This is a genomic window from Paenibacillus sp. FSL P2-0089, from assembly GCF_038595095.1.
GTDB classification, from domain to species: Bacteria; Bacillota; Bacilli; order Paenibacillales; family Paenibacillaceae; genus Paenibacillus_AQ; species Paenibacillus_AQ silagei.
In genome coordinates this window covers 1315024-1338459 of sequence record NZ_CP152006.1, presented here as the reverse complement: position 1 = coordinate 1338459, position 23436 = coordinate 1315024, and the positions used below count along the sequence as shown (strand labels likewise).

The 23436-nt window shown below is 43.1% G+C and carries 17 protein-coding genes; 1 reads left to right on the top strand and 16 read right to left on the bottom strand.

Features of this window, described 5'->3' with window-relative positions; genetic code table 11:
* Positions 1 to 2 precede the first annotated feature (2 nt).
* From NST69_RS05605 to NST69_RS05580, 6 genes are all read right to left on the bottom strand, one after another.
* Positions 3 to 4520 (bottom strand): amino acid adenylation domain-containing protein, encoded by a 4518-nt coding sequence (locus tag NST69_RS05605; protein ID WP_340955298.1) that lies wholly within the window; start codon positions 4518 to 4520, stop codon positions 3 to 5.
* A gap of 331 nt (positions 4521 to 4851) precedes the next feature.
* Positions 4852 to 5442: an antiterminator LoaP gene (gene loaP, locus NST69_RS05600; RefSeq protein ID WP_036727781.1), complete on the bottom strand. Its 591-nt coding sequence runs from the start codon at positions 5440 to 5442 to the stop codon at positions 4852 to 4854.
* Between the two features lie 1662 nt (positions 5443 to 7104).
* Positions 7105 to 7491 carry a hypothetical protein gene (locus NST69_RS05595; protein ID WP_051478208.1) on the bottom strand — a complete coding sequence of 129 codons (387 nt, stop codon included), beginning with the start codon at positions 7489 to 7491 and terminating at the stop codon, positions 7105 to 7107.
* A 104-nt stretch (positions 7492 to 7595) separates the two neighbouring features.
* The gene (locus NST69_RS05590; RefSeq protein WP_081751259.1) at positions 7596 to 7856 is read right to left on the bottom strand and encodes a transposase; all 261 of its coding nucleotides are present in this window, start codon (positions 7854 to 7856) and stop codon (positions 7596 to 7598) included.
* 750 nt (positions 7857 to 8606) lie between these two features.
* On the bottom strand, positions 8607 to 8894 hold the full coding sequence (locus tag NST69_RS05585) for a recombinase family protein (RefSeq protein ID WP_342548706.1): 288 nt from the start codon (positions 8892 to 8894) through the stop codon (positions 8607 to 8609).
* Positions 8895 to 8931: 37 nt separating this feature from the next.
* Entirely contained in the window at positions 8932 to 9588 is a 657-nt protein-coding gene (locus NST69_RS05580; RefSeq protein WP_051478205.1) for a hypothetical protein, read from the bottom strand.
* 258 nt (positions 9589 to 9846) lie between these two features.
* On the opposite strand from NST69_RS05580, the gene NST69_RS05575 reads away from it, so the two are divergent.
* Complete coding sequence (locus NST69_RS05575) at positions 9847 to 10062, top strand: single-stranded DNA-binding protein (protein ID WP_036727966.1); 216 nt, start codon at positions 9847 to 9849, stop codon at positions 10060 to 10062.
* A 505-nt stretch (positions 10063 to 10567) separates the two neighbouring features.
* On the opposite strand, the gene ltrA is transcribed toward NST69_RS05575, so the two are convergent.
* From ltrA to NST69_RS05525, 10 genes are all read right to left on the bottom strand, one after another.
* The gene (gene ltrA, locus NST69_RS05570; RefSeq protein WP_036727773.1) at positions 10568 to 11860 is read right to left on the bottom strand and encodes a group II intron reverse transcriptase/maturase; all 1293 of its coding nucleotides are present in this window, start codon (positions 11858 to 11860) and stop codon (positions 10568 to 10570) included.
* Positions 11861 to 12440: 580 nt separating this feature from the next.
* The gene (locus NST69_RS05565; protein ID WP_036727771.1) at positions 12441 to 13601 is read right to left on the bottom strand and encodes a hypothetical protein; all 1161 of its coding nucleotides are present in this window, start codon (positions 13599 to 13601) and stop codon (positions 12441 to 12443) included.
* 186 nt (positions 13602 to 13787) lie between these two features.
* Complete coding sequence (locus NST69_RS05560; protein ID WP_051478204.1) at positions 13788 to 14846, bottom strand: hypothetical protein; 1059 nt, start codon at positions 14844 to 14846, stop codon at positions 13788 to 13790.
* A gap of 103 nt (positions 14847 to 14949) precedes the next feature.
* A complete protein-coding gene (locus tag NST69_RS05555) occupies positions 14950 to 15504 on the bottom strand; it encodes a hypothetical protein (protein ID WP_036727769.1) in 555 nt (184 codons plus the stop codon).
* Entirely contained in the window at positions 15492 to 16058 is a 567-nt protein-coding gene (locus NST69_RS05550; RefSeq protein ID WP_051478203.1) for a phospholipase D-like domain-containing protein, read from the bottom strand. The genes NST69_RS05555 and NST69_RS05550 overlap by 13 nt, the downstream gene beginning before the upstream one ends.
* A 61-nt stretch (positions 16059 to 16119) precedes the next feature.
* Complete coding sequence (locus NST69_RS05545; RefSeq protein WP_036727767.1) at positions 16120 to 16635, bottom strand: hypothetical protein; 516 nt, start codon at positions 16633 to 16635, stop codon at positions 16120 to 16122.
* Between the two features lie 421 nt (positions 16636 to 17056).
* The gene (locus tag NST69_RS05540) at positions 17057 to 17821 is read right to left on the bottom strand and encodes a hypothetical protein (protein ID WP_340980809.1); all 765 of its coding nucleotides are present in this window, start codon (positions 17819 to 17821) and stop codon (positions 17057 to 17059) included.
* Positions 17822 to 18494: 673 nt separating this feature from the next.
* Entirely contained in the window at positions 18495 to 19196 is a 702-nt protein-coding gene (sigK, locus tag NST69_RS05535) for an RNA polymerase sporulation sigma factor SigK (protein ID WP_036691086.1), read from the bottom strand.
* A gap of 128 nt (positions 19197 to 19324) precedes the next feature.
* On the bottom strand, positions 19325 to 22573 hold the full coding sequence (locus NST69_RS05530) for a DEAD/DEAH box helicase (RefSeq protein WP_342548705.1): 3249 nt from the start codon (positions 22571 to 22573) through the stop codon (positions 19325 to 19327).
* Between the two features lie 44 nt (positions 22574 to 22617).
* Positions 22618 to 23427 carry a protein phosphatase 2C domain-containing protein gene (locus tag NST69_RS05525; protein ID WP_342548704.1) on the bottom strand — a complete coding sequence of 270 codons (810 nt, stop codon included), beginning with the start codon at positions 23425 to 23427 and terminating at the stop codon, positions 22618 to 22620.
* Positions 23428 to 23436 lie beyond the last annotated feature (9 nt).

The window sequence follows — 23436 nt, the reverse complement described above, 5'->3', positions numbered from 1 at the left end:
ACTTATAATGAATCTAGAATGTAATTCACCTCATCCTGCGTTAAATCGACGGAATGAAAATCTAAATTGGAACGTCTGCCTGCTGCCCCTGAATCTGCCCCCCATTGGGCGATCCTCTCAATATTCTCCTTGAAGATTGCCGCTAACCGGTGAATAGACTTCATTGTATAGCGCTTATGGTTATAGCATATTTCTGTAAAAAGCCGGCGGTTGATTATATAAATATTGATGTCCATCAGGGATGTACATTGATTGCCCGGGTGATTCTCATATTTCCGCTTGGTTAGGTCGAGATCAAAACTGTCCATGTCAAGCGCCAGATCTCCCAGATAATTGAACCGGATATATTTCTGGCATGTCCCTGTAAACAAACCCTTATGATATTGTAAAAGACCAAATCCGTTACCCTTATTCGGAATTGCCTGGAGTTGGTCTCTCAACTCGCCCAGTTGGTTCTGCAGGCTGCCTGACCCTAACGTTATTCTCACCGGATAAATGGAAGTGAACCATCCCACCGTCCTGCTCAAATCAATATCCGTATCCAGGCCATCTCGTCCATGCCCTTCTAATTCAAAGACTATATCGAGTTCCCCTGTTAAATCGTTCATGGTCCTTATAAAGGACAACAATAGCAATTCATTCATAGAAGAATGAAGCCTCACGTTGGCTGCAGTGGTCAAATGAAGCGTGGTTTCCTCACTGAATCCCCATTCATGCACAATACAATTTGCGATGATATCATCTTCCCGGGCTACTTCCTGATCATCCCCTTGAAAAGAAGCCGACTTAGCGGCAACCACGCTCCAATATTCTTGCTCTTCCTGCTCCAGATCGTCCAGCCTGCAAATCATCGCATCGGACCATTCTTTAAGCGAATGGGTTCTCACCAAGGAATTGGCAGAAAAAGCTCCCCCTTTCCCGATCAGTCCGTCCAGGTCGCGCAAGAGGATCCGCCAGGATACTCCGTCTATGATAAGATGATGGGCCACGATCATACATACTTGTCTCTGTGCGCCTAAATCCGCCAAGCATACTCTCAATAAGAGGTCATTATTCAGGTCAAAAGCCCTGTTTAACTGGAAACTGATGTGGTCCATTTGCTCAGCTTGCTCCCCTGCGGACAGCCCGCTGAGGTCATAAGAGCCAACTACTAACGGAACGTTTAAATGCCGGTTATTATAGAACATGCTACCCGATTCTTTGTCCAGGTTAATTCTTAAGCCATCATGTACACGGATGAGCTCTTGAACCGCCCGTTGCAGCATATTCTTATCGGTGTTCCGCTTCATGTTAAGTACCACCGATTGCATATAGTGCCCCGGGCTGGCTAACTGCTGCGACTTAAACCAGCGCACAATCGGTGTATCCTCAATATTTCCTTGAAGCACTTCCTGTACGCTACCAGTATTCAATTCTAAACAATCTATCATCTGTTCAATAACAGGAAACGACAAGATATCCCGTACACTTATTTTTAAGCCGAACTGGTCTAATAATGCGGAAGCAATTTGAATAGCTTTTATGGAATCGCCCCCCACATGGTAAAAGTTATCCTTTAGGGATAATTGGGAGACATTGAGAATATTTTGGACGACAGAAAGAAATAACCCGCTGATGTCATGTTCCGCTGCTCCCCTCTCTGTCACTAGGCGCTCCGTTGAATCAGAAGCACCCTGCTCAGGAACCGGAAGTGCCGAACGGTCAATTTTCCCGTTGGGGGTAAGGGGCATTGTATCCATCCTGATAAAGTAAAGCGGACACATATAATCCGGCAGCTGCCCGGATACAAAACGTCGAAGGTCCTTATCGTTAATATCCTTCTTGGCAACATAATAAGCGACTAAAGCAACAGCCCCGTTGATATTATGGTCAACAATCGTCACATGCTCAATATTCCTGTGCTTCAGCAAAAGGTTCTCAATTTCCGGTAATTCCACCCTGAAGCCTCTAATCTTCACTTGCTGGTCCATCCGCCCGAGATACTCCAAGCAACTGGCTGAGGCTAATAATTTTCCCAAGTCTCCTGTGCGGTACATCCGGTTCCCTTTATTAAACGGATCTTCCATAAATTTATCTTTAGTTGTCTCTGGTTGATTCATATAGCCTCTCCCGACACTATCCCCTGAGATATAAATCTCCCCGGATACCCCTGTAGGAACTGGCCTTTGTTTTTCATCGAGTATATAGATTCGGTTATTATGGCTGGGTTTCCCGATAGAGACCGACGCAGCCCTTTCCAGTTGCGGCTCAAAGCGGTGGATCATACAACCTACCGTCGTTTCTGTCGGACCATATTCGTTGTAAATGCGGATGTTCCCGTCAAAATTGTCATAGACGGCCTGTGCCAACGCCTGCTTCAAATCCTCACCGCCGACGATTAATGTATGGACACAGGACTCCTTATATATTTTGTCCTTTATTAAGTTCAAATGTGAGGGTGTGGCCTTCACAACCGTCGCATGTTTGTCTTTAAATATCCGATAAAAAACATATTCATACGCATTATCCTCATACACTGCGATCTCGCCGCCGCTCAACAATGGCGTAAAGACGGAGGTTACTGTTAGATCAAAGGCGAGTGAAGAATAGAATGCAAACACCTCGCGGGGTGCTTTAACATAAACTTGCTTTGCCCACCAGATATAGTTCACCAAATTGCGATGCTCAATCATGACACCTTTGGGTCTCCCGGTTGATCCCGAAGTATAGATCACATACGCAAGATCTTCTGGGGAATTCACAACGTTCAAATTCCTGTCTTCCCCATTGTACAGGGATGAGTCTTGAACATGGACGACTTCCCCCCAGAAATCATTGTCGGGAAACGATGTATTATTAACAAGAAGTATCTGTACATTCGCATCCTGCAGCATATACTTTATTCGATCCGGCGGATAAGACGGGTCCAAAGGAAGATATGCGCCTCCCGTCTTCAAGACTGCAAGTATACTGATAACCGTCTCAATGGAATGTCGGGTAAGGATGCCTACTACCGATTCCACACCCACATTCCTTGACCTCAGAAATCTTCCAAGCTGGTTGGCCTTCCGGTTCAGTTGGTCATACGTCATAACCTCTGAGCCGAAGCTTACAGCCCGTGCATCCGGACATTCATCCACATACTCTTCAAATAATTGATAGACAAGCTTATTCCGGGGATATGCGGATTCTGTACGGTTATACTCTTCCCGGATATTATCACTCTCAGTCGGGACATGAAGGCCAAGTATGCTATTAAGAGGATGCTTTATCATTTGTTCCGCGATATCTGTAATTGTCCCATACATATGATTGATCTGATCCCTGCAATACAAATCTGTTTTGTAGTCAATATCAATTGTAAGAGCGCCGTCTGCGTCCCAATCTCTGATGATGACATGCAGGTCGTACAGCTGACATCCATTGTAGAATTCCTTATTTTCAACTTTCAGATCATTGATAGCATTAGGCAACGCCGTATTGTAATAATTGATGCTTATTTTCATCAGTCCGTTTATATGTGGGTGTCGTTCTTTGAGGTCGTGAATCATCATGTCATAGGGATACTTCTGGTGGAAGTAGCATTCCTTGAGTTCCCTTTGGATGGATTTAAATGTCTCCAATACAGATGTACTAGGCTCCACCCTGAACCTGAACGGCATCGTACTTGTGAACATACCGAAGATTCCTTTTTCCTTTTTCCCTGAACGGTTCAATACCGGAGTTCCGATTACCAGTTCAGACTTGTTTAAATACAAATAAAAATACGCAACGAACATACTTATAAAGAATGTGTTAATTGTAATTTCATTATCTCTAACATATTGTTTCCATTGAGCAGCTGTATGCGGGTCTAGAATAAATGATTCTCTACACCCTTTCTTTACCTCTAAATGGACTGAGCTACAATCTTCTGGTATGATGTTAAACTTGTCACACCAGAACGCTTTATCCTTTAAACGCCGCTTTGAAGATAAATAATTGTTTTCAATTGCAATATACTCACTGAACGGCAGTGCGTCTGCACCCGCATATTCCTGAATTCCTGTAAATTGCTTATAGTGATCTGCAATCTGATTTGTTAACAAATGGATGGACCAGCCATCCGCTATAATATGATGTAATTTAACAAAATAACCGCATTGTCTATCATTTAATATGTACATCACAAAACGGAAAAGATTACTGTTTTCTTTGAAGAATGGCAGTTGCGCTTCTTCCTTCACCCAGTCATCGAATGCTTGTTCCGGTACTTTATGACTGCGGAAATCAATAATAGGGATGTCAATATCCTCACTTCTATATTCCGCTATAAACTGCATGACAACGCCGTTTACTTTTTTTAGCTGTACCCGGATTCCTTCGTTGCTTCTGATGACGGATTTTATAGCTTGCTCCATTAATTTGAAGTTAACCATCCCTCCAATGTTTACCGGGCCGCCAATATTATGGACGGATGTTCCTGAATAAATTTCCTCAATAACCCAAACCCTGCGTTGAGGATGGGTTAAAGGATAATATTGTACGTCCCTTTCCTCCATAACTAACTACCTCCGTACATATAATAATATAAAAAAAAGACAAGACACTGGGTGTCTCACCTTTTTCGTTTCAGAGATGCATTTATTAATTGATTGCCTTATAAAGACATAGTTTCACCATGTCATCCAAGTATCCACCTGCACTACGGGAACTATAAATATATGATCTCCATTAGCGGTTATCGTGCCGAAACAACGTATAACTTATAGAGACTTCTATTAAATTATCAGCTTGAATTATATATATATCAATAGATAAATTCGACAAAAATGGAACATTTTTAAAATGTGTTAATTCTGCGGGAAACTTCAAAAAACTCTACTACACTTATTAGTTGTCTATATAATTACCTTCTATGTAAAAATCCTTTTCTTCGTAAAGTAATGAGACATGTATTTTCACCTTGTGCTTGCGCTTATCAATCTTTTTTATCAAATATTCTTTTCCTACCAGAGGCCCGGAAACCACTTCTATTATACCGTCTTTAATTCTAAAATTAGAGGGCTGAATAATATGGCCATCATCGAGCAAGTTAGTTATAAATAATAAATCCTTTTCATCCACCTCTTTAAAATAACTATTTTGAAATGCTTCACTTTTTAAAGTTTCACAGTACTCTTTGTTAACTTTCTTCACGTTTTTTAACTCTAGCTTTAAATATTCTGTATCGTAATTAATTAAACGGTATAAATGAGGTGTTTTTTTTAAGTCGTAATACTTCTGGAAGTTTAGTCCTGAATCGATATTCGCAAAAATATAGCCTGGAAATAATAATTTTAACGTTGCAACCGTTTCTCCGCCTCTCCTTTCCGTCAAATAACGTCTAGGCAGGACAAACTTGTAACTCGGATGCTGCTTCATTAAATAGTCGGTTACTATTTCTTCCTTACCGCTTTCAACATACAATGCGTACCAACCCACAGGAGATCACCTTCACTAATTTAAGAGTATTGGCTTTACTGGCAGGGAATTGTTCCAACTTTATTAGTCCAATGTTTGCGTTTACAATATTAAATTCTTCAGTATGATTATTGTATTGCAGCAATGTCAGATATATCGCGTTCACACATCAATTCATTCAATACTTTAGCTAGTACTTCCCTTTCGTGCGACTGAATTTTTTGTAGGTTATTGATTATTTTATCTTTAACGATTCATTCTTTGTAAATATATACTTAATATATAATTTGCTGACCAAGTGAGAATCACGTTCAATCTCCAAGTAATCGCTAATATAGGAATTCGTAACTATTCTTTTTGGTTCCAAATATTCTAATCTCATTAACATAACTTTTTTGTGCTGCCACAATACATATAAAGGACATTTATTCCAAACCTCTTTGGCACACATTAAAAAGTTAACCATAATGTGATATTTTCCCATATAAACCCCATATCACTTACATGACTCATCCATTGATCATTAGGATTACAATATCTCTCTACGGTTCCCATTCTTTAAATCCCAAAGTAGTTTTCCACCTCGTAATTGACAAGTTTAATTCCTTCCAACCAATCTTCAAGATCCAAAATATTAAAACTTTCGTAGGCTGCATTCAATTCGCTAAACAAAACTTCTGTATAGCTATGTCTTCCATTAGCATAGTTATCTGCAGTATAAAATACCATTCTGTCAGTATCTACTCCAAAGATAAAATATCATGTTCCTGATGTGTTTGTTGGAAAGTGTCGGTGTATTTCGAAATATAAAAAGTATCAACCAGCAGATACACATAAGACTTTTTAGAATATCTTTAAGAAAATCAGTGAAAGACCTGTAAAGCCTATCCACCATTTTTCTTGACACTTTTTGCAGATTAATCCATGAGCAAAAATGGAAATGATTATTTGTATAAAAGTCTAATCTCAGAATATCTTTTATATAGTCATTTTTGTCGGCGAATAATTGCAGATAAATATTAAAAACCCAGTCTAAATAATTCTTATTTTGTGAGATTATCGATAGTAAGTTTGCATGATTTGGATAGCAATCAATAATTGGATACTTCATATACAATTTAATTTCCAAACTCTTGCCTCCCTAATAATATCCCCCCCATATTAATCAAAATATTTCCTTATTATTCATATTACTTTGTTTTTTTAAAGTTTAATGTACTAAATATCATATTTCCCAAACCCTGTTATTTTATTGATAATACAAATACCTGATGCCCCCACCTTGTTCATATCAGGGCGTGAGGGCATCAGGTATAAGACAAATTGGATCAATATTTGTTCATCCCTTACTCAAACATGCTCTCCAAAACTATCTTCCAACTGCCTTACAGCGTCTAATAATTGATCAAGACCCCATATTATGAATTTTGGCGGAAAATCCTCACTTAAGCTGCACACAGCTAACTTGTACTGAGGATGTACCTGATATTGACGAAAATAATAACGCTCAGGGCTGTGCCTATTCTCAAATAAAATATCATTACCGTTAACCGAAAATGATACTAAATTTAATGGGATGGTCAAGCCTTGACCATAAGCTTTAATATAGCTTTCCTTTAATGTCCATAAATCATAAAAATACTGAATTTTCTCCTTTTCATCCTTTAAAATTAATTCTTTATATTATTTCTCCGCGAAGAACCTTTTAGCAATATCCATCTCTATTGGTTGAATCTTCTCCACGTCTATACCGACAGGACTTTGACCAACTACAGCTACAACCCATTCTCCAGAATGAGACACATTGAATTCTACCGGATATGTCGCTAAATATGGCTTACCATAAGCATTTGATTCAATTTGAATATCTGAATTTTTCAAACCTAATTGCTTACCGAGAAGTACACGGATAAGAAGGTCTGCGGCCAGCGACCGGAGAAAGTCCCCTTTACGAATGTATCGACTTAAACGTTCACACTTTTCTTCAGGTAAAAACTTTAAGTAAACCATATATTCACTTATTGAAGTTATTTGTTCAAGTAATGTAAATCTTATACAAATAATGTCCACAGTTTTTCTCTCCTAATTAAGATAAACGGAAGCTTAAGCCTTTTTTACTTCTGTGAGAAAGAATTTTTTATACTATTCACATTTAGGTCGTGTCTGAAAACTCTTCATTGAGTCAATTTAAAAATGGAAGCCACGTATACAAATGCCAAGAATGACTTGGCTTGTCTATCGTAGCGAGTAGCCACACGGCGAAAGTGCTTGATTTTATTGAAAAAGCACTCCACTAAGTGGCGTTCTTTATACCGATACCAATCGACGTTCCATGGGTTTTGACTATTCGCTTTAAGCGGGATGGTGTAGGATGCCTGTTTAGCTGTGATCCAATTCCGAATCGCTTCGGAGCCATAGGCTTTGTCGCCAAGAATATGCTATAAATCGAGTAGGAGGAGGCGGTGAGCCTCCCTCCTCTCACACCACCGTACATTCGGCTGTCTCTGCTCTTCATACTGTTTTTTGCAAGTAAAAAACAAGCGATATCTCTGATCGGATAGTTGCTGAGATATTATTGGACAGTCATGATAGATACTCGATAAGTTTTTTATATAACTTAACCGATATCTTAAAGCCGCAAGGGTAGCGTCAAGAAGTTTGTGTAAGAGAAGTAGAAGTACCTCCCCGGGGTTACGGGTTGGGGGTGTAGTGTTTCTGGGGGAGGGGGAACCCTTGATCTGATTAACAAACTTCACAGGATCAGTTATTATTCAGATTACCTGCCCCCAAATGTAGTCCTCAATTTGCTCAGCATTAAAAGAAGGTGCTATACATTTTTCAATCTCGGGTCCATATTTCTTGGGAACCGTATTAGGGCAACGATATCTTCGACTTTTACCAATCTCACCGGTTTCCTTATCTTTAGCACCTTTAGTAGTGGTCGCATCATATGTTCTTCCGCAATGTCCACATTTCAATAAAGACTTTAATAAGTACTGATACTTCTTATTGCCTACGTATTTATTTGTATCATTTTGAACTCGTTGCATCTGTGCCAGTTTCCACATCTCGCTATCTATAAGCGGGGGAACATCGACGGTCAACCAATCCTTACGGTCTCGAAAGGTGTATGATTTTTTGGGATTACCTCCATCAGTGAGTTCGCCTTTAACCTTCTTAGTTTCTCAGCGATTGTAATAGTACTTTCCAATATAAATTTCTGAAGTCAAGATCTTACTGATACTGGATGCTCCCCAGTTTGAACTTTCGGCTCGTTTAGGTTTAACTTTACCGTAAAGACGGTCTCCGATTTGACGCAAAGTAAGTTTCTCAAGTACATACCATTCATAAATCATTTGAACATACTGACGTTCAGTTTCATTTACTACTAGTTGACCTTCCTCATACTTATCAAAACCAAATGGGGCTACACGCATGGGCATAATCTTCTTATCATTTCTAACTTTTCCCAATCTGCCTCGGATCGTCCTTTTTCTTATCAGTTGCAACTCATATGATGCGATTGCAGACATTATTCATCGCGGTCTGGTTCAGCAATCCAACAAGCTGCGTATAGACATGCATCTCCTCGGGTGTGCGTTCAGTTGGGAAAAATTCAAAACTGATCGTGCTGCTGTCAAAACTGAAGGTGATGCCTGGGTAATATTGTTTGCCAATTTCAAATATCGCTGTCTTGAATTTTTCCATTGTATCGACATTAGCATCATTGATGGCTTTAGCAAAACTATCTTCGATAAAATTCGCTTCAATACCAAGCGATCTCTTTACAAGTACTTGTTTGCCGTAAAGCAAATTAATCAAATTTCTAAGTGTTATCCCTGTGTGACCTTCCAGCGGGACAACTACTTCCAGTGAAACATTCGTGTTTGCCGCGGGCTTGTCTGGAGTACCTGAATCAACATGTCCGACTAGTCTGACTGGTTCTTCTGATTTTAAAGGTTTCTCTTGTTTCTCAATAACCTGACTGGTCAGTAAGCTGTCGAGAGCAACCTCCGTGCCATTCGATGTGGTGATTTTACCCGCTCTGTCAATCCAGTAAATCTCCGTATCAGTCTCAATCTGGTAAGCGAAGCTCGGAACTCCCATGTACTTAGGCTCTATTCCTAGATGGTCGCTCAGCGCCTTAACGACTTCTTTTCGGTCCATATTAACCTCCAATTAGAATCGATGTTCTCAACGAGCTTGGGGATAACCCCTTCCATTGAGGTTGTAACCGTTCTAACTTGGACGGAGGTTTAATGCAAGTAAATTATCGAGCATGCCCTGATAAACGGATTGACGGATATGTATGACAGGTGTAGCATATAGCTACTAGCTATATGCTATTAGCTACTACGAGAAAATCTCGAACAGAACGGAGGATGTAAAATGCTAATCGATAAGAACACTTCTTTGGAAGACTTGATGAACATTGCCAAAGCAACTGTTCCAAGTCTGGTTCAAGGTGAGGTCTTCCTTGTCAAAGATCTGTTTCGGGGCTTTGAGTGGAACCGGATCGCAAAGGGTAATCGTACTAAGCTTGGCTCCATGTTCCTAAACTACGCTGAGAAGCATGCAAGCAATTCCCTTAAGATATTAGGGAAAACGCCGCAGAATCAGCAAATGTACGAAAAGCTGTAATCAACTTTATAAATTAAAAGAACAGGGATGGTGACTCTTATAACACCGCCCCTGTTCTTTTGAGTTTAACCCCTGCCTGCTTTTCTTACCCCTGTCTCAAAGTCATTCCGACACCATCTGACAAATGTAGATGAATGACGTAGGTACGTCTTAGCCGCGCTAGGTTCAAGTTGACCCGCCTTCAGCTTCTCCGTTACTTCTTGCTCATACTGCTCATATAATAGCTCCAATTGCTTGATAAATTCCTGCGATGCTTTCATTCGGATAACCACCTTAGAATATTGGCATAAGCTCATTATACTGAACTGGAAGCATTTGCATAAGTAATTGGAGATATGTGATTCACAGTTGTGATTGAACTATGTGAGTCTAGGATTAGGATTAAACACAGTACACAAGTCATCTAGAGTAAAGGGCTGGTATGACCCAGCCCCTCCTCATCAAACCGTACGTGAGGTTTTCCCTCATACGGCTTTCCGATGTTTGTCATTCATGGGCATGCAGATTACAATAGCGTTTTTAGTCCACACTTATTGGCCATATACTTGACCTCCGGGAATGAACTCATCCATCTCCTCCGATTTCTCTTCTTTGCATACCACCGGGTGAATCGCTGCAAAATATACCAATCCAGCTTCGCTAACCTCTTTTGGCTGTAGTTCGTGTAGTAATAATTTCTCCATCCCTGTATCTTTGGATTGAGCCATTCCACGTGTTCCTCAAACGATTTCCAGCGCATGCCAGGCGGTGCTAATCGGTCTTTGACCACGCCTCGGATGCGTTCCTCTGCCTTCTTCGTTAGCCACTGCTGGGTGGTATAGTACAACTTCCCTTGAGAAGTTTCTGCTTTCGTTTTTCGGTGGTGCATTCCTAAGAAGTCGAAGCCTTCGTCTCCTGTCCACAGACCTACAATGCGGGTTTTGGTCGGATGTAGCGTGAGTTCTAGACATTCCATAATGTTGCGGATGAGTTCATATGCATGTTCTGCATCCTTTTTGGTTTTACAGACCACGACAAAGTCGTCTGCATACCTCGTCAGTTCTCCCAACCTACTTCCGTGTTTCTCCCATAACCGGTCAAAGTAGTTCAAATATCTATTCGCCAACAGTGGCGAGATGACGCCACCTTGGGGTGTACCTAGATCGGAGCGCCGTAGGTTTCCTTCTTCCATCACTCCCGCATGAAGCCACTTCCGTATTAATTTCAGGATTCGCCTGTCATTGATACGCATTTGTACCCATTTCATGAGCTTCTCCTGATTAATGTTGTCGAAGTAGCCTTGGATATCGACGTCGACTACCCAATTTTCTTTGCGGTTGCAGGCTTTCCGGATTCGTTCCAGCGCTCCTTTCGCACTTCGCTTCGGACGAAATCCGTAGGAGACTTCTTTAAAATCGGCTTCAAAGATGGGTTCAATCACCAGCTTGGTTGCCATCTGCACTACTCGGTCACGCACGGTGGGGATGCCTAGCGGTCTTGGCTTCCCGTCTTTCTTCGGGATATAGTGCCGCCGTACCGGCTGCGGATGGTAGCTGCCTGCTTTCAGTTCTCGCTCACATCTTTTGAGAAATCTCGTCACTCCCTGTTTCTCGATTTCAGCGAGCGTTACGGCATCTACTCCCGCAGCTCCCTTATTCGCTTTCACCCGTCTCCAGGCTTCGCACAGCACATCCCACCGGTAGACTTTGTCATACAAGGCGTGGAATTTACGCTTGTTGTTCTCCTTGGCCGCATGACCTAGCTTTTCTTGGAGTTCTTGAACTTTTTCCTTGGGTGTCGTTAGCCGTTTGGCATTCACTCACTCGTACCTCCTCCAAAAGCGTAAACAAAGCAGGGCTCCTTCCCTCCCTAAGGTTATGTTGTCCTTAGGTTCTTCGGTACTATAAGCCCCTCGGACTCCCTTCCCACAGACGGTTCACTTCGTCTTCTGGACTTATAGAGCGTCTCTCTACGGGTTCCTTAAAAAAAATTTTTTTCTCCCGTGTGGGGAGGGTCTCCCCAGTTCACTGCATTATCTTTCAATCCATGCCGTTCCCTATACGCCGGAGGATTCTTCACTGCTGTTCCAAGTTCTGAACAGTTTCCTTGGCCTTCGTCTATTGTTTCGAGACTCGGCATCCTCTCTTCCCCTTCGCAGGGCCTTTTTGACGACGCGGCAAGATTCACTTCATGTTGCGGCCTGGATTGTTGCTCGCCCAGTCTCTGACTGGTACTTTTGTCGATGCGCTTTTACACACAGATTTCGCCATGCGCAAGCATCCTAGCTACAAAGGTGGCTTGGTCCCTCCTTTGGTTGGACTTTCACCAACTAGGTAATGCGTGCCTCTGGGCACGCAAACAAGAAAAGAGGTGCAGATTTTCCCTGCACCTTGTAAGCATTACTCGGAACGGAACTGAAACTGACTATCAATCCATTCCTTAACCATTGTCTTTGATTGAAAAAAGATTTGGGTTATCACGAGCAGGTCGGAGAACATAATGTCGTCAGCTCGAATCAGATGAGTGCGATAATTCGCGTCTGTAATTCGCTTGCCTTTGGTCAAGGTAGAATTCATTCGCTCTTCGATACTGTCCCCTGTATAAATGTTAATCGCAAGATCCAAATGATTAAGTCTCACCTGATCGAATGGTGTGTCATACGAATCCATTGCATCCAAGTGAATCATTCTTCCAATCAGCATCCCGTCACCAATTGATTCTTCGGAAAGTTCCTCTAGTGACATGCTGAAATGTTTCTGGTTGCCTTCATTCTTCATCGTGGCTACAATTTGTAATTTACGAATGCCATCAATTTGGTATTCCCACCACTGCTTTCGTTTCCATTCATCTCCTTGTATATCTTCAGCAGTATATTCTGGTAAAAACAACTCGCTACCTTCATGTTGATCAGGATGAATTATTAATCGTTCGATCCAATACGGGTTAGGGGGTTGAATAAACTCTTCTTCTAATGATAGTGGCGGCGCCTTTTTAGATACAATGTGTGGATCGACTCGAATGTATAATTTTTTGGTGCCATATTTATGTATTAAATAAGAAGGAACCATTGAGTTGAGGTATCTATCAATAAGAAGAAAAGAGTCTTTGTACTTACAAGTTCTGTGTTTTGGTAAATCGGGAATCGGTTTATATCCAACTGCATCTAATCGAATTAACTCTAGATCAGGATTTCCGTTCGACTTCTTTCTGAGCTTATCATAAAGCTCTGGGTGCGCCTGAAAAATTGGCTGTGAGGGATTATACTCCTCAAAAGATTTAACTTGATGATAAATGCGACTAGCCTTAAAAATCTCTCCTAATATACTGGTAAGTGCAGAATTATCATCACCAATTAGAGTAGGAAAATTATTACCAACTAGATGAACCAAATTATGGTCTTCCGGCGTAAGCATCTGCTTTCTTACCGAAATCAACCGTGTTATACTATCGGTTTCGTTCTGCAACTTGTCTTGTAAAAAAGCCGCTGCTCCGGCTAAGTCCAATCTTTGGCTTTCTGCATATCGCTGAATACACTGCTCATAGAATTCTAAATCATCCATTTTGCCGCACACCTCTTTCAGTAAGGAACCTACATTTCTCTTATCTTATCCCATTAAGGATCGTGTCTCAATTTACACCCACTATAAATAAAGTATGTATGATAGTTGCGAACGTAGCCATCGAAAAGCTTCATTAAAATAATATTCAAAGTAACCCCCATAGAGTAAATAACAATATAATACAGATCAAGTAGTCATGTAATGTTGTCTTACCCAATTAAACGTTCTTGTTGGTGCATTACTCACCTTGCCTATTTCACTATCTGGATCAAGATAGTCATGAATATAATTTTCGATTTCATCCGGTAATTTTTCTAGCTGTAGTAAATCGTTGATTCGCTTAGAAAGTTTATCAAGACCTTCCCTACTATAAGATTCATAATGATAATAAGTGTAATAATCCCAAGTCCCCATCTGAGCACCTATTCCGAAAATTTTAACCTCATTCGGCTCTAACCATCTTGTCAAATTTCTAATTGAATCTTCTAAGACCTCAGCCAACTCGTTAGCTTCTTTCCACTTTTTAATCTTCCCATCAACTATGGCATTAATTTCTTTCTTGAAATTATTAAGAGCCTCAATTCTTTTCGGTAGCTGTTCCGTATTTGCAATCACTGAAAGAGCTTCCTCTATTAATTCAAGCATCGAGTAAAACTCCCTAATATCTTTATCGGTACAACCAAACAATCCAAATGAAATCCCCATTATACCCCTAACATTCAATCCATAGAACCCAAGATCAAGCGCACTTACCATCCGATTTCCTTTTACAATCGATTCTTGAGGTAGCTGTGTCATAAATTGACTGTAGTATTTTTGAAAGAGCATAGTGTTTTTAGCTAACTCTGATTGAATGTCATCCCAAAATAATATTTGAATACTAAACGTTCCAGACGCTTTTCTTTTTATATTCTCTAATCGTACTGACTCTTGTAATACACTATCCCTTTTACCTGTAGTGGCAACGTAATAAGCATTAATAGCAGGTTTAAAGGATTCTGCCTTTTGTGCTTCATCAATTATTGTTTGAAGGTTCAAGTTTTCTGTATTCTTACATTGAACTCCAACAAACTCACCTTTATGGTTTTCTCCGAATATATCAACGCCAGCTTGGTCTTGTCCTTGCCTCCCGTTCATTTCTAAGTCAGGAGAACTCCACTTTTCACTTAACGCATCACGAGTCAGTGACTCAAATTCTTTCCAATCTTGTGGTGGTGCAAGTTTAGAAGTTGCAACTAGTGGCATTCAACATACCTCCATGCTAATAATGTAGTTTACATTTCTAGTACAACAAAGAATTGCTTGATAGAGTTTTGGTGATGCTTTCATTCCGATTAGCCCCCTTGAGCTAAGTCTTAAGCTTATAATAATGGCTGGTATTATCGATTTTTGCCTGCTGATCCTCAAGCCGATTTATTTCGTTTACAGCTGCATGGAATGAATTTTTCACTTGTTCCAAATAGTTATATAGCTCGTTTACTGGATCTTCTGCTACTTCAGCTAAGTCATATCGACGTTCAGCAGCCTTATCTACTGCATCTTGTGAAACATCATTCATGTCTTCGTTATGAACCATCTGCTCAGATAGTAAATCGGACGCATACTCAACTGTATCAAATTCAGCAAGTTCATAGATTGGTTTACCATAATCACAAAGATCACGGATTGAAGTAATAGAATCCATGTCAACAAGATTCGCTACGTTTTCCAAACCTGCGACCTCTCGGAACTCATTATCGAGTTCACCTTCGATTTCATCAAGCACATCTAGTAAACTCGCTAAATCGCTTACCTTCAAATAAGGATCGTGAATGTTGTAGATTTCCTGATCCTCATATGGATAACCTACAAACGTAAAAAGTCCGTCACGAATAACAGCAGCTGCCCCCTCTAACCTTGACAACAGGAAGAAAGGAGGATTTTCTTATCATCCAACATGCTTCCGAAGTAAGGAATACCTTCATTGATTAAGATAGGGACAATACTCTCTCTGATAATACTTACCAAATCCTGTCCTCGGACAAAGAACCCCGTTTCCCTGCTTTGTTTGCTCTCTTCGGAATAGTTGGCCGAACCAATATAAGCGATATTATCCGTCATAATCACTTTGGAATGATTACTGAAATTGAAGGATGTAGCTAAGTTATCAATGTTCGATGGATCAAGGCGTTGTGTATAGCGATCAATACTTTCTGATGCACGTTCACGTGGTGCGTCTCCATAGTACCTCTCATATCGGTCAGGGATATTCGTAATGATACGAACCTCGGCATGGGAAGTCGCATCTTCAAGTGCACGAAGCAGTTCCTTACGACGTGCTGAAATGTTGTATGTTGTTACGAATATTCTCTCTGCATTGGGGAAATCGTCCAATACCTCTTGAAAGTTGTATTCCCCTTTCGAAGTGACAATATCAATCTGCCCTGGGATTAATGGGATTATCGTGGTTCTACTCATTCAAATCCAACTCCTTACAATTTTATACTAAAAGAGTAACCCCTTTGAGTACAATGTCAAGCTATTTATTTGATATGGATGTTACTTCCACTCCCTCACCTCTGACCTCAGAGGATATGTCCTTATAGAGTTTCACTACAACTCCCTTTACCGCTTCATAATGCTGCATCGCCATTTCATACGCCGAAAGACCAGTATCCGAGTAATGTGCCATTACGATGTAGAGTCCTACCGTTGCAACCGCGCTGATCACGAGGAATTTCAGGATACTGCCGAAGAATCCAAAGAGACTGATGACCCCATTATGCAGGGCTTTGAATAACCCCTTTACTGGTGCTACAACAAAGGTCTGAATTGTCCAGTTCACCGCTTTACCAGCTCGGTCAGCGGTCGTTACTTTGTCTACCTCAACAACTTTCTCTTTGATCGCTGCGGTCTGATCGATATATTCGGCTTCTAATTGCTCGATAACAGGCAACAACGGAGAAGCTTCAACTTCATCCAACATATCGGGTTGCTCTAATGGCGATTCTGCGATATTGTCCGGAAGAGGTGCTGTATATTCAATTGCTTCCATTACCACTCTCGTCTCGGCAAATAGCTTTGCGCTGCTCTCGGCTACGGTCTCCTTGGCTTCGAAATCTTTTTTTTCTTCTGGCTCTTCATCTGTGTAGATGCTTACTCCAACAGGTTCCTTATGGTCTGACTCTGCCGCGGGGAGGTCTTCGCTGGTTGATGAATCGACTGCGATGGCAGCTACTGGCTGTTCAGGCTCAGCATCTGCAGGACTGAAATGGTCATTGGGTATCTCTGGCTCGTCAAAAGATGCTCTTCGACCAAAATCGGTATTCGAGTCAATGTCTACTCCAATTCCGGCATCAATCTTATCACCGAACGAGTCAAAGAATGAGTAGGTTTATTTTCGGGAGTCGGTACTGGCTCTGGTGTTGGTTCAGGCTTCGTCGTTGGCTCTGAACTCTGTGGTGTTTCTGGTTTGACTAGTATTTCTGGCTTGGTGTTGGCTTGGGACTTGGTTCAGGACTTGGCTCGGGCGTTGGTGTAGGCTCTGGACTCCGTGGAACTTCTGGTACTTCTGGCTCTGGATTTGGCGATGGTGTCGGTGTCGGAATAACGGCTTCCTGTTTATAAAAAAAGGGCAACCTTTTGAACGGCTCTGTGGCTGACAGCACCACTTGTTTGACCGCATCACCGATTAACTTGTATATCCCGATTATCGAGTCCGCTGTATACGATTGGTTTCCTAATGGCAAGTCAGTTAGTGTGACATCCGCTTTAACTTTACTGTTCGTATCTTGATCAACAAACTCGACCGTTATCGAGCCTTTCGGATCGGGATGAACAATGACAGGTTCGAAATAAGCTTGTACGAGCTTATCCTCATCCATGATGAATTGAAGCGACTGGTCGGATACTTCTAGATCATTTAGCACCCATTTTGAGAAGGCATACCCCTGACCTGGACTCATTACTGCATCTACCTTGCTGCCCTCATTAAATTGTCCGACTGTTCCCTGCACATCTTGATATACGACAGTTGTTTGATCGTTTGTAACATCGATTTTGCCTTGACCTACGACCTCTACGACCAGTTCAAATTGCTTCGGCATAACAGAGATAGGAGAGAAGTATGCAATAGCGTCCATGTCCCGATCCATAAATACGCTAATAGTCGGGCTTCCCATCTCAATACCGTTGATCATCCATTTCTCGAATTTGTATCCTAGCGAGGGACTAGCAGTCAGGTTTAACGTTTCAAACTCAGGAATTTTGTCGAAGTCACAGCAGCATAAGGGGCTACTGTTCCCGTACCAACTTGATCGACGGTCAATGTGTATTCCACAGGCTGCGGTGCCATTTGCTTGAAATATGCAATCGCTACCTTGTCACTGTCCATCTTCACATTTTTCAAATTAAAAGCCTGGCACTGTGTCCTGAGTCGATACAGATATCCATGCTCCATCATCGTAATCATATGTGCCGACCGTGGGGAATGTTGTGCCTTGCCCTTCCATAGTGACTGTTAGTTACTTTTTCCAGTTCGGTATGCTTGTCCATGATGTTCCCCACTTGTCCGTTTTTTAGATTTGTTTCTTATTCGACAAATGGTTCGTTTTTCCTTGTCAAGGTTTGCTAAGAACTTTGATTCAACTTATATAGATGTTTAAGAATACTACACATTTAATGTTTTCCGCCCTTCTCGTATATCTTTGTTATATTTCTCATATGATTGTAGTAACTGAATATGAGACCATATATATCTTTGTATGTCATTCAATTGCTCTTCTCTACTAATGAAATAGTATTTTCTAAATTCCATTTCCTATAGCAAGAATAAAAAAGCAACTCATCCGTAGACAAGTCGCTCACTATACAATTTATTTCAAAGAATATTAATTTTAGTTATTCACATGTTGCTCACCGCTTTACCTTATAAAACTCATGATACAGCTTCATCAGCGCCCTCTTCTCAATCCGCGACACATAACTCCGCGAAATCCCCAGCTCCTTCGCAATCTCCCGCTGCGTTCGCTCTTCCCCGCCAGTGTCCAGTCCGAAGCGGCCTACCACAACTTCCTTCTCCCGGTCATCCAGGATATCCAGATTACGATAGATCTTGCTCTTCTCAATCTTCAGATCGACCTCTTTAATCACATCATCCGCTTCCGAGCCGAGGATATCGATCAGGGTGATCTCGTTGCCTTCCTTATCCGTTCCGATTGGATCGTGGAGGGATACGTCCTTGCGGGTCTTTTTCAGCGACCGGAGGTGCATCAGGATCTCATTCTCGATACAACGGGCGGCAAAAGTAGCCAGCTTAGTGCCCTTGTTCGGGCGGTAGCTCTCGATGGCCTTGATCAACCCGATGGTGCCGATGGAGATCAGGTCCTCCATGTCTTCGCCGGTGTTGTCGAATTTCTTCACTATATGGGCAACCAGCCGCAGGTTATGCTCGATCAGCAGGTTCCGTGCCTTGGCGTCTCCCTCGGCCATCATGCCTAAGTATTTGCTCTCATCCTGCTCCGATAGAGGCTGGGGAAAAGCGTTGTTCCTTACGTAAGATACCAGCAGCGTCAGTTCTTTGATCAGCAGCGCAATCGTGCTTATGATTCCAGGCAACTTGGCGACACCTCCCGCACATGTACAATGAAACCGATCAGTTAGGAGAACAACGGGTTCATGGTCCTTTTATTGTATGTGGGTAGGTGCCTAGAAGTGCATGTACGGTGAAAATAGGTACGGGCCTCCTACACCCGGAGCAGCTCGCGGATATCCTCCTCCGACAGCCGGGTGGTTTTGTTCTCGCCAGCTTCGATGATCTCTTCAATGAGATCTTTTTTGCGTTGCTGCAGCTCCAGCATCTTCTCCTCGATGGAACCTTCGGTGATTAACCGAATCACCTGTACTACATTCCGTTGCCCCATCCGGTGCGCTCTTCCAATGGCTTGCTCTTCGACTGCCGGATTCCACCACAGATCGTACAGAATCACCGTGTCCGCTCCAGTCAGATTCAGACCTGTTCCGCCCGCCTTAAGCGAGATCAGGAACACTTCACCTTGCCCTTCATTAAAAAGCTTGCACAGCTCCACCCGCTCCTTGCCCGGAGTCGAGCCGTCCAGATATAAAGGCTGAACTCCCGCTTCTTCCAGGCGCTGCCGGATCAGCGCTAACATGCTGGAGAATTGCGAGAACACCAGCATTCTGCGGCCTGAATCACGGCATTCTTGCACAATCTCCAGCAATTGCTCCAGCTTGCCGGAGCCTCCCGTATAATTCTCAAGGAACAGCGAAGGATGGCAGCAGATCTGCCGTAAGCGGGTGATACCCGCCAGAATCTTCATCCGGCTCTTGTGGAATCCGTCCGTAAGCAAATCCTGTTCGGTATCTTCACGGAGCCTCGCTAAGTAAGCGAGATAGACCTGTTTCTGCTCGTCCAGCAGCTCCGTGCGCTGTTCGGTATCAATGCGGTCTGGCAGCTCCTCCAGAACCTCTTTTTTGAGCCGCCGCAGAATAAAGGGAGACACGATGCTGGCGATACGTCCAGCGGGCAGCTCCTTGAAGGTCAATCGTCCGGTGAACAGCGCCGGGAAGACTGTGCTGAAAATAGCTTCCAGCTCATCCACCGAATTCTCAATCGGTGTGCCCGTCAACGCAAATTTCCGTGCAGCCTTAAGCGATTTAACCGCTTGGGCAGTTTGGGAGGCTGAGTTTTTGATCGCCTGGGCTTCATCCAGAATTAACGCATGAAAGGTTATACCGGAATACAGATCAATATCCCTGCGGAGAAGAGGGTACGAGGTAATAATCACATCCGCTTCTTCTACGGCCTTTCCCTCCAGCAGTCCACTGCGCTCCTCCTTCTGCCCTGCCGCCACCAGTACGTTGACTGCTGGTGCAAACCGGGCGAACTCATGGCTCCAGTTATAGGTTAAGGATGCCGGACACAGAATCAGCACCGGAGTTTTCCCTTGTACCTTAAGCGGCATCTCAGCCAGCTCGGAGCAGATATAAGCAATGCTCTGAATTGTCTTGCCGAGGCCCATATCATCTGCCAGAATTCCGCCGAACCTGAACTTCGACAACGTCTTCATCCACTGGAAGCCTCTGGCCTGATAATCCCGGAGAACCGGCTTCAGCTCAGCGGGCAGCTCGAATTCCAGACTGTCCGGTTCCCGCAGCTGGTCCAGGAATTCCCGGAGCGACTTGCCCCACTTTGTATGCTTGAAGCCATGGCCCCGCTCTGGAAGCTGAAGAGCTTGTACGGAGGGCAGGCGGATTACCGAGTGTTTAAGATCCTTTTGCCTAAGATTCAGCCGTTCGGCAACGGTGCCGAATTCGCTGAAGCTGTCCACTGCAATGGGCAGAAAAGCCCCGCTGCGCAGGCGGACATACTTCCTTTTCTCCACAATCGCCTGCATGACCCGAACAGTCTCCTCCTCATTCAAGCCTTCCAGCTCAAAAGAGATATCCAGCCAATCCAGACCTTCGCTCAGCTCCGCTTTCACTTTGGGATAAGCTTTACGCTCCAGCACAAGTCTCTGAACAGCAGGTGTGACAAACAGCTCGGCAACCTCTTCCAAAACCGGCACAAGCTCATATAACGCCTCGTAGATGACCGGCTCACTTACGGAAACCCAGTGCTGCCGTTCCCGTCTGAGCGGAGAGTTGTCCAGAATATCAACGATCTTATTTTCCCGCTGCATATTTCGGATCAGGATCTTCTGCTTGCGCGCTTCATCCACGCTATTCTCTTCCAGCGGATGAATCACAATCTCCTCATAATGAAATTCCAGCCGGAACGTTAAGGTGCCATCCGCATAATCCAGATACAGCTTAGCCTGCAGTTCAGGCTCCACAATTCGCTCGCTTACTGCCTGTTCCACACTTACTTTCCCTAGCTTTCTTAAGGCTGGCAGCACCTTCTGTACGACCGATTCGATTTGTCCGGGAGCGATCTCAATGTTCTGCGATGCCGTGAACTGCTGCCTTAATAGTGAAATCATGCTTATAACATCACTGTTTATGGAATATATCTTCCCGTTCATGATCTTAGTGGAGTAGTCTGGAAACAACATCAGCTTATCCAGTGCTGAAGCTGACAGAACGTAGTCCTTCTTCTGCCCTGGTCCAATCGTAAATTCAAGCGGAGGCGCCTCTCCTGCAAGCTCAGCCCGAATTCCCGGGTTCCCCGATCGCCCCATAATGACATTCACCTCCGGAAAAAGCAGTTTAAGCTTGTCCCAGGCCAGCGGGGTGACGACAATTGTTTTCCCGTCCTTTAAGGAGTTATTATGATAGCTGGGGAGATCATTTCTATAAATCTTCTCAGTGTTTTTCATTAGAAGCAACAGTTCAAGGAATTTCATATCCTCAGGATTAATGTGCTGGTTTTCAGAATCAAAGGTAAATATACTCTTAAAGTATAATGGCTTACGCTGCTCGAAATACTCTAGAAACTCGTTTATTTTGGACACTACATACAGACGTTTGATTCCCACACGCATTTCAACGGAGAAATGCGGATTGCTATTGTAACCACCATGAACGATAAGCGTGAACTCGAACTGCAGCGACTCTGCATGACCGAATAGCACAGGCTCACTCTCACGGGTAAGAACTGATTTCTGAAAAGAAGAAATAAGCTGCTCCATCTGGTTGTATTTAGACTTGTTTACGCGTCTGAATGGAGCAGCTGTTGCATCGGTAGGCTCCTTAATCTGCTGCATATGTATAGCAATAAGTGTTGCCGCCACATGTTTACAGCAGCCATAGTTCTCATAGGCAGGACAAGAACAGTCTGCTTTGAAGGTATCGGTACGGTCATAAATATCAATATTTACCTCATATACCTTTCTTCCCTTCACCTGTGCACCATAGCTGCTATCATCCGGATAGAAGGTAAGGCTGCGGACACACCCCTGTTCATAATAAGACTTCCCCCGGTTATAAAAGTCAGTTCCGCAAAAATCTCTAATTGTTCTCATTGTAATCTTCATATTAAGCACCTTCTCAATATAAAATTCATCTTCATCATTTATAGCTAATCACTCGGCATCGCCGCTTCTCTACTATTATCATAACTCCAGGCAACAACCGTAGCACTGTCCCGGCCTAACTGCTCATGTACATCCTCTAATACCTTGTGCACACATCCCTCCAGATTCTCATCACCTGTAAAAGCAAGATAAAGCCTGCGCGGGTCCTCCATTACCCTTGCCCCAACCTCCAAAAGACCGTCCGTCGTTAACACGAGCACGTTACGGCCCTGCCGCAGCTCACGGATGCCTGAAGAGTAACAGGCGATGGGCTGGGCGAAGGTGTTGACGAAGCCGATCCATTCGTAGTAATTGCGCTGGTTCAGCAGATATTGCCCGCGGGCAGCCAGCTCAGGGTGGAGTACATAGAGCGAGTTATCCCCTACGGAGAACCACCAGAGATAATTCTCCATCCGCACGCAGATTAGGCAAGCCGTTTCCCCTGTAACTTGCTTGCACTCGCTGATGAACGTCTCAGATGTGAAAATAGACAACAGAAATTCCTCCAGCGCCTGGAACGCCCGCTGAACCGACAGCGACAGCAGCCTGATAATCTCATCAGCTTCATTGTCGATTGTGCGAATCAGCAGCTCCGCGCTTTCTGCCGTATGATGCGCATCCAGGAGCATTACCCACTCCCAACCACCGTCCGGCTCACTTAATACGTAGGCTCCATCTTCATTTTTGTCGGCACCGGCCGCAGTGTTCCCGCCGTAACGGCCGATCACCACACTTTTATGCGCATATGTAGTTGGATGATCCAAATACATCTCATCACTGCCCACCCAGCTAAATTTATGAATCCCCTGTTTCATCCTGCTCCT

What these genes read in the sequence shown, in the direction of transcription:
- NST69_RS05575 (WP_036727966.1), top strand. Translation starts at nt 9,847, where the DNA reads ATGAACATTGCCAAAGCAACTGTTCCAAGTCTGGTTCAAGGTGAGGTC.
- NST69_RS05605 (WP_340955298.1), bottom strand. Translation starts at nt 4,520, where the DNA reads ATGGAGGAAAGGGACGTACAATATTATCCTTTAACCCATCCTCAACGC.
- NST69_RS05545 (WP_036727767.1), bottom strand. Translation starts at nt 16,635, where the DNA reads ATGGAAGCAATTGAATATACAGCACCTCTTCCGGACAATATCGCAGAA.
- NST69_RS05530 (WP_342548705.1), bottom strand. Translation starts at nt 22,573, where the DNA reads ATGAAGATTACAATGAGAACAATTAGAGATTTTTGCGGAACTGACTTT.
- NST69_RS05525 (WP_342548704.1), bottom strand. Translation starts at nt 23,427, where the DNA reads ATGAAACAGGGGATTCATAAATTTAGCTGGGTGGGCAGTGATGAGATG.
- NST69_RS05565 (WP_036727771.1), bottom strand. Translation starts at nt 13,601, where the DNA reads ATGGATGATTTAGAATTCTATGAGCAGTGTATTCAGCGATATGCAGAA.
- NST69_RS05580 (WP_051478205.1), bottom strand. Translation starts at nt 9,588, where the DNA reads ATGGACCGAAAAGAAGTCGTTAAGGCGCTGAGCGACCATCTAGGAATA.
- NST69_RS05560 (WP_051478204.1), bottom strand. Translation starts at nt 14,846, where the DNA reads ATGCCACTAGTTGCAACTTCTAAACTTGCACCACCACAAGATTGGAAA.
- NST69_RS05550 (WP_051478203.1), bottom strand. Translation starts at nt 16,058, where the DNA reads ATGAGTAGAACCACGATAATCCCATTAATCCCAGGGCAGATTGATATT.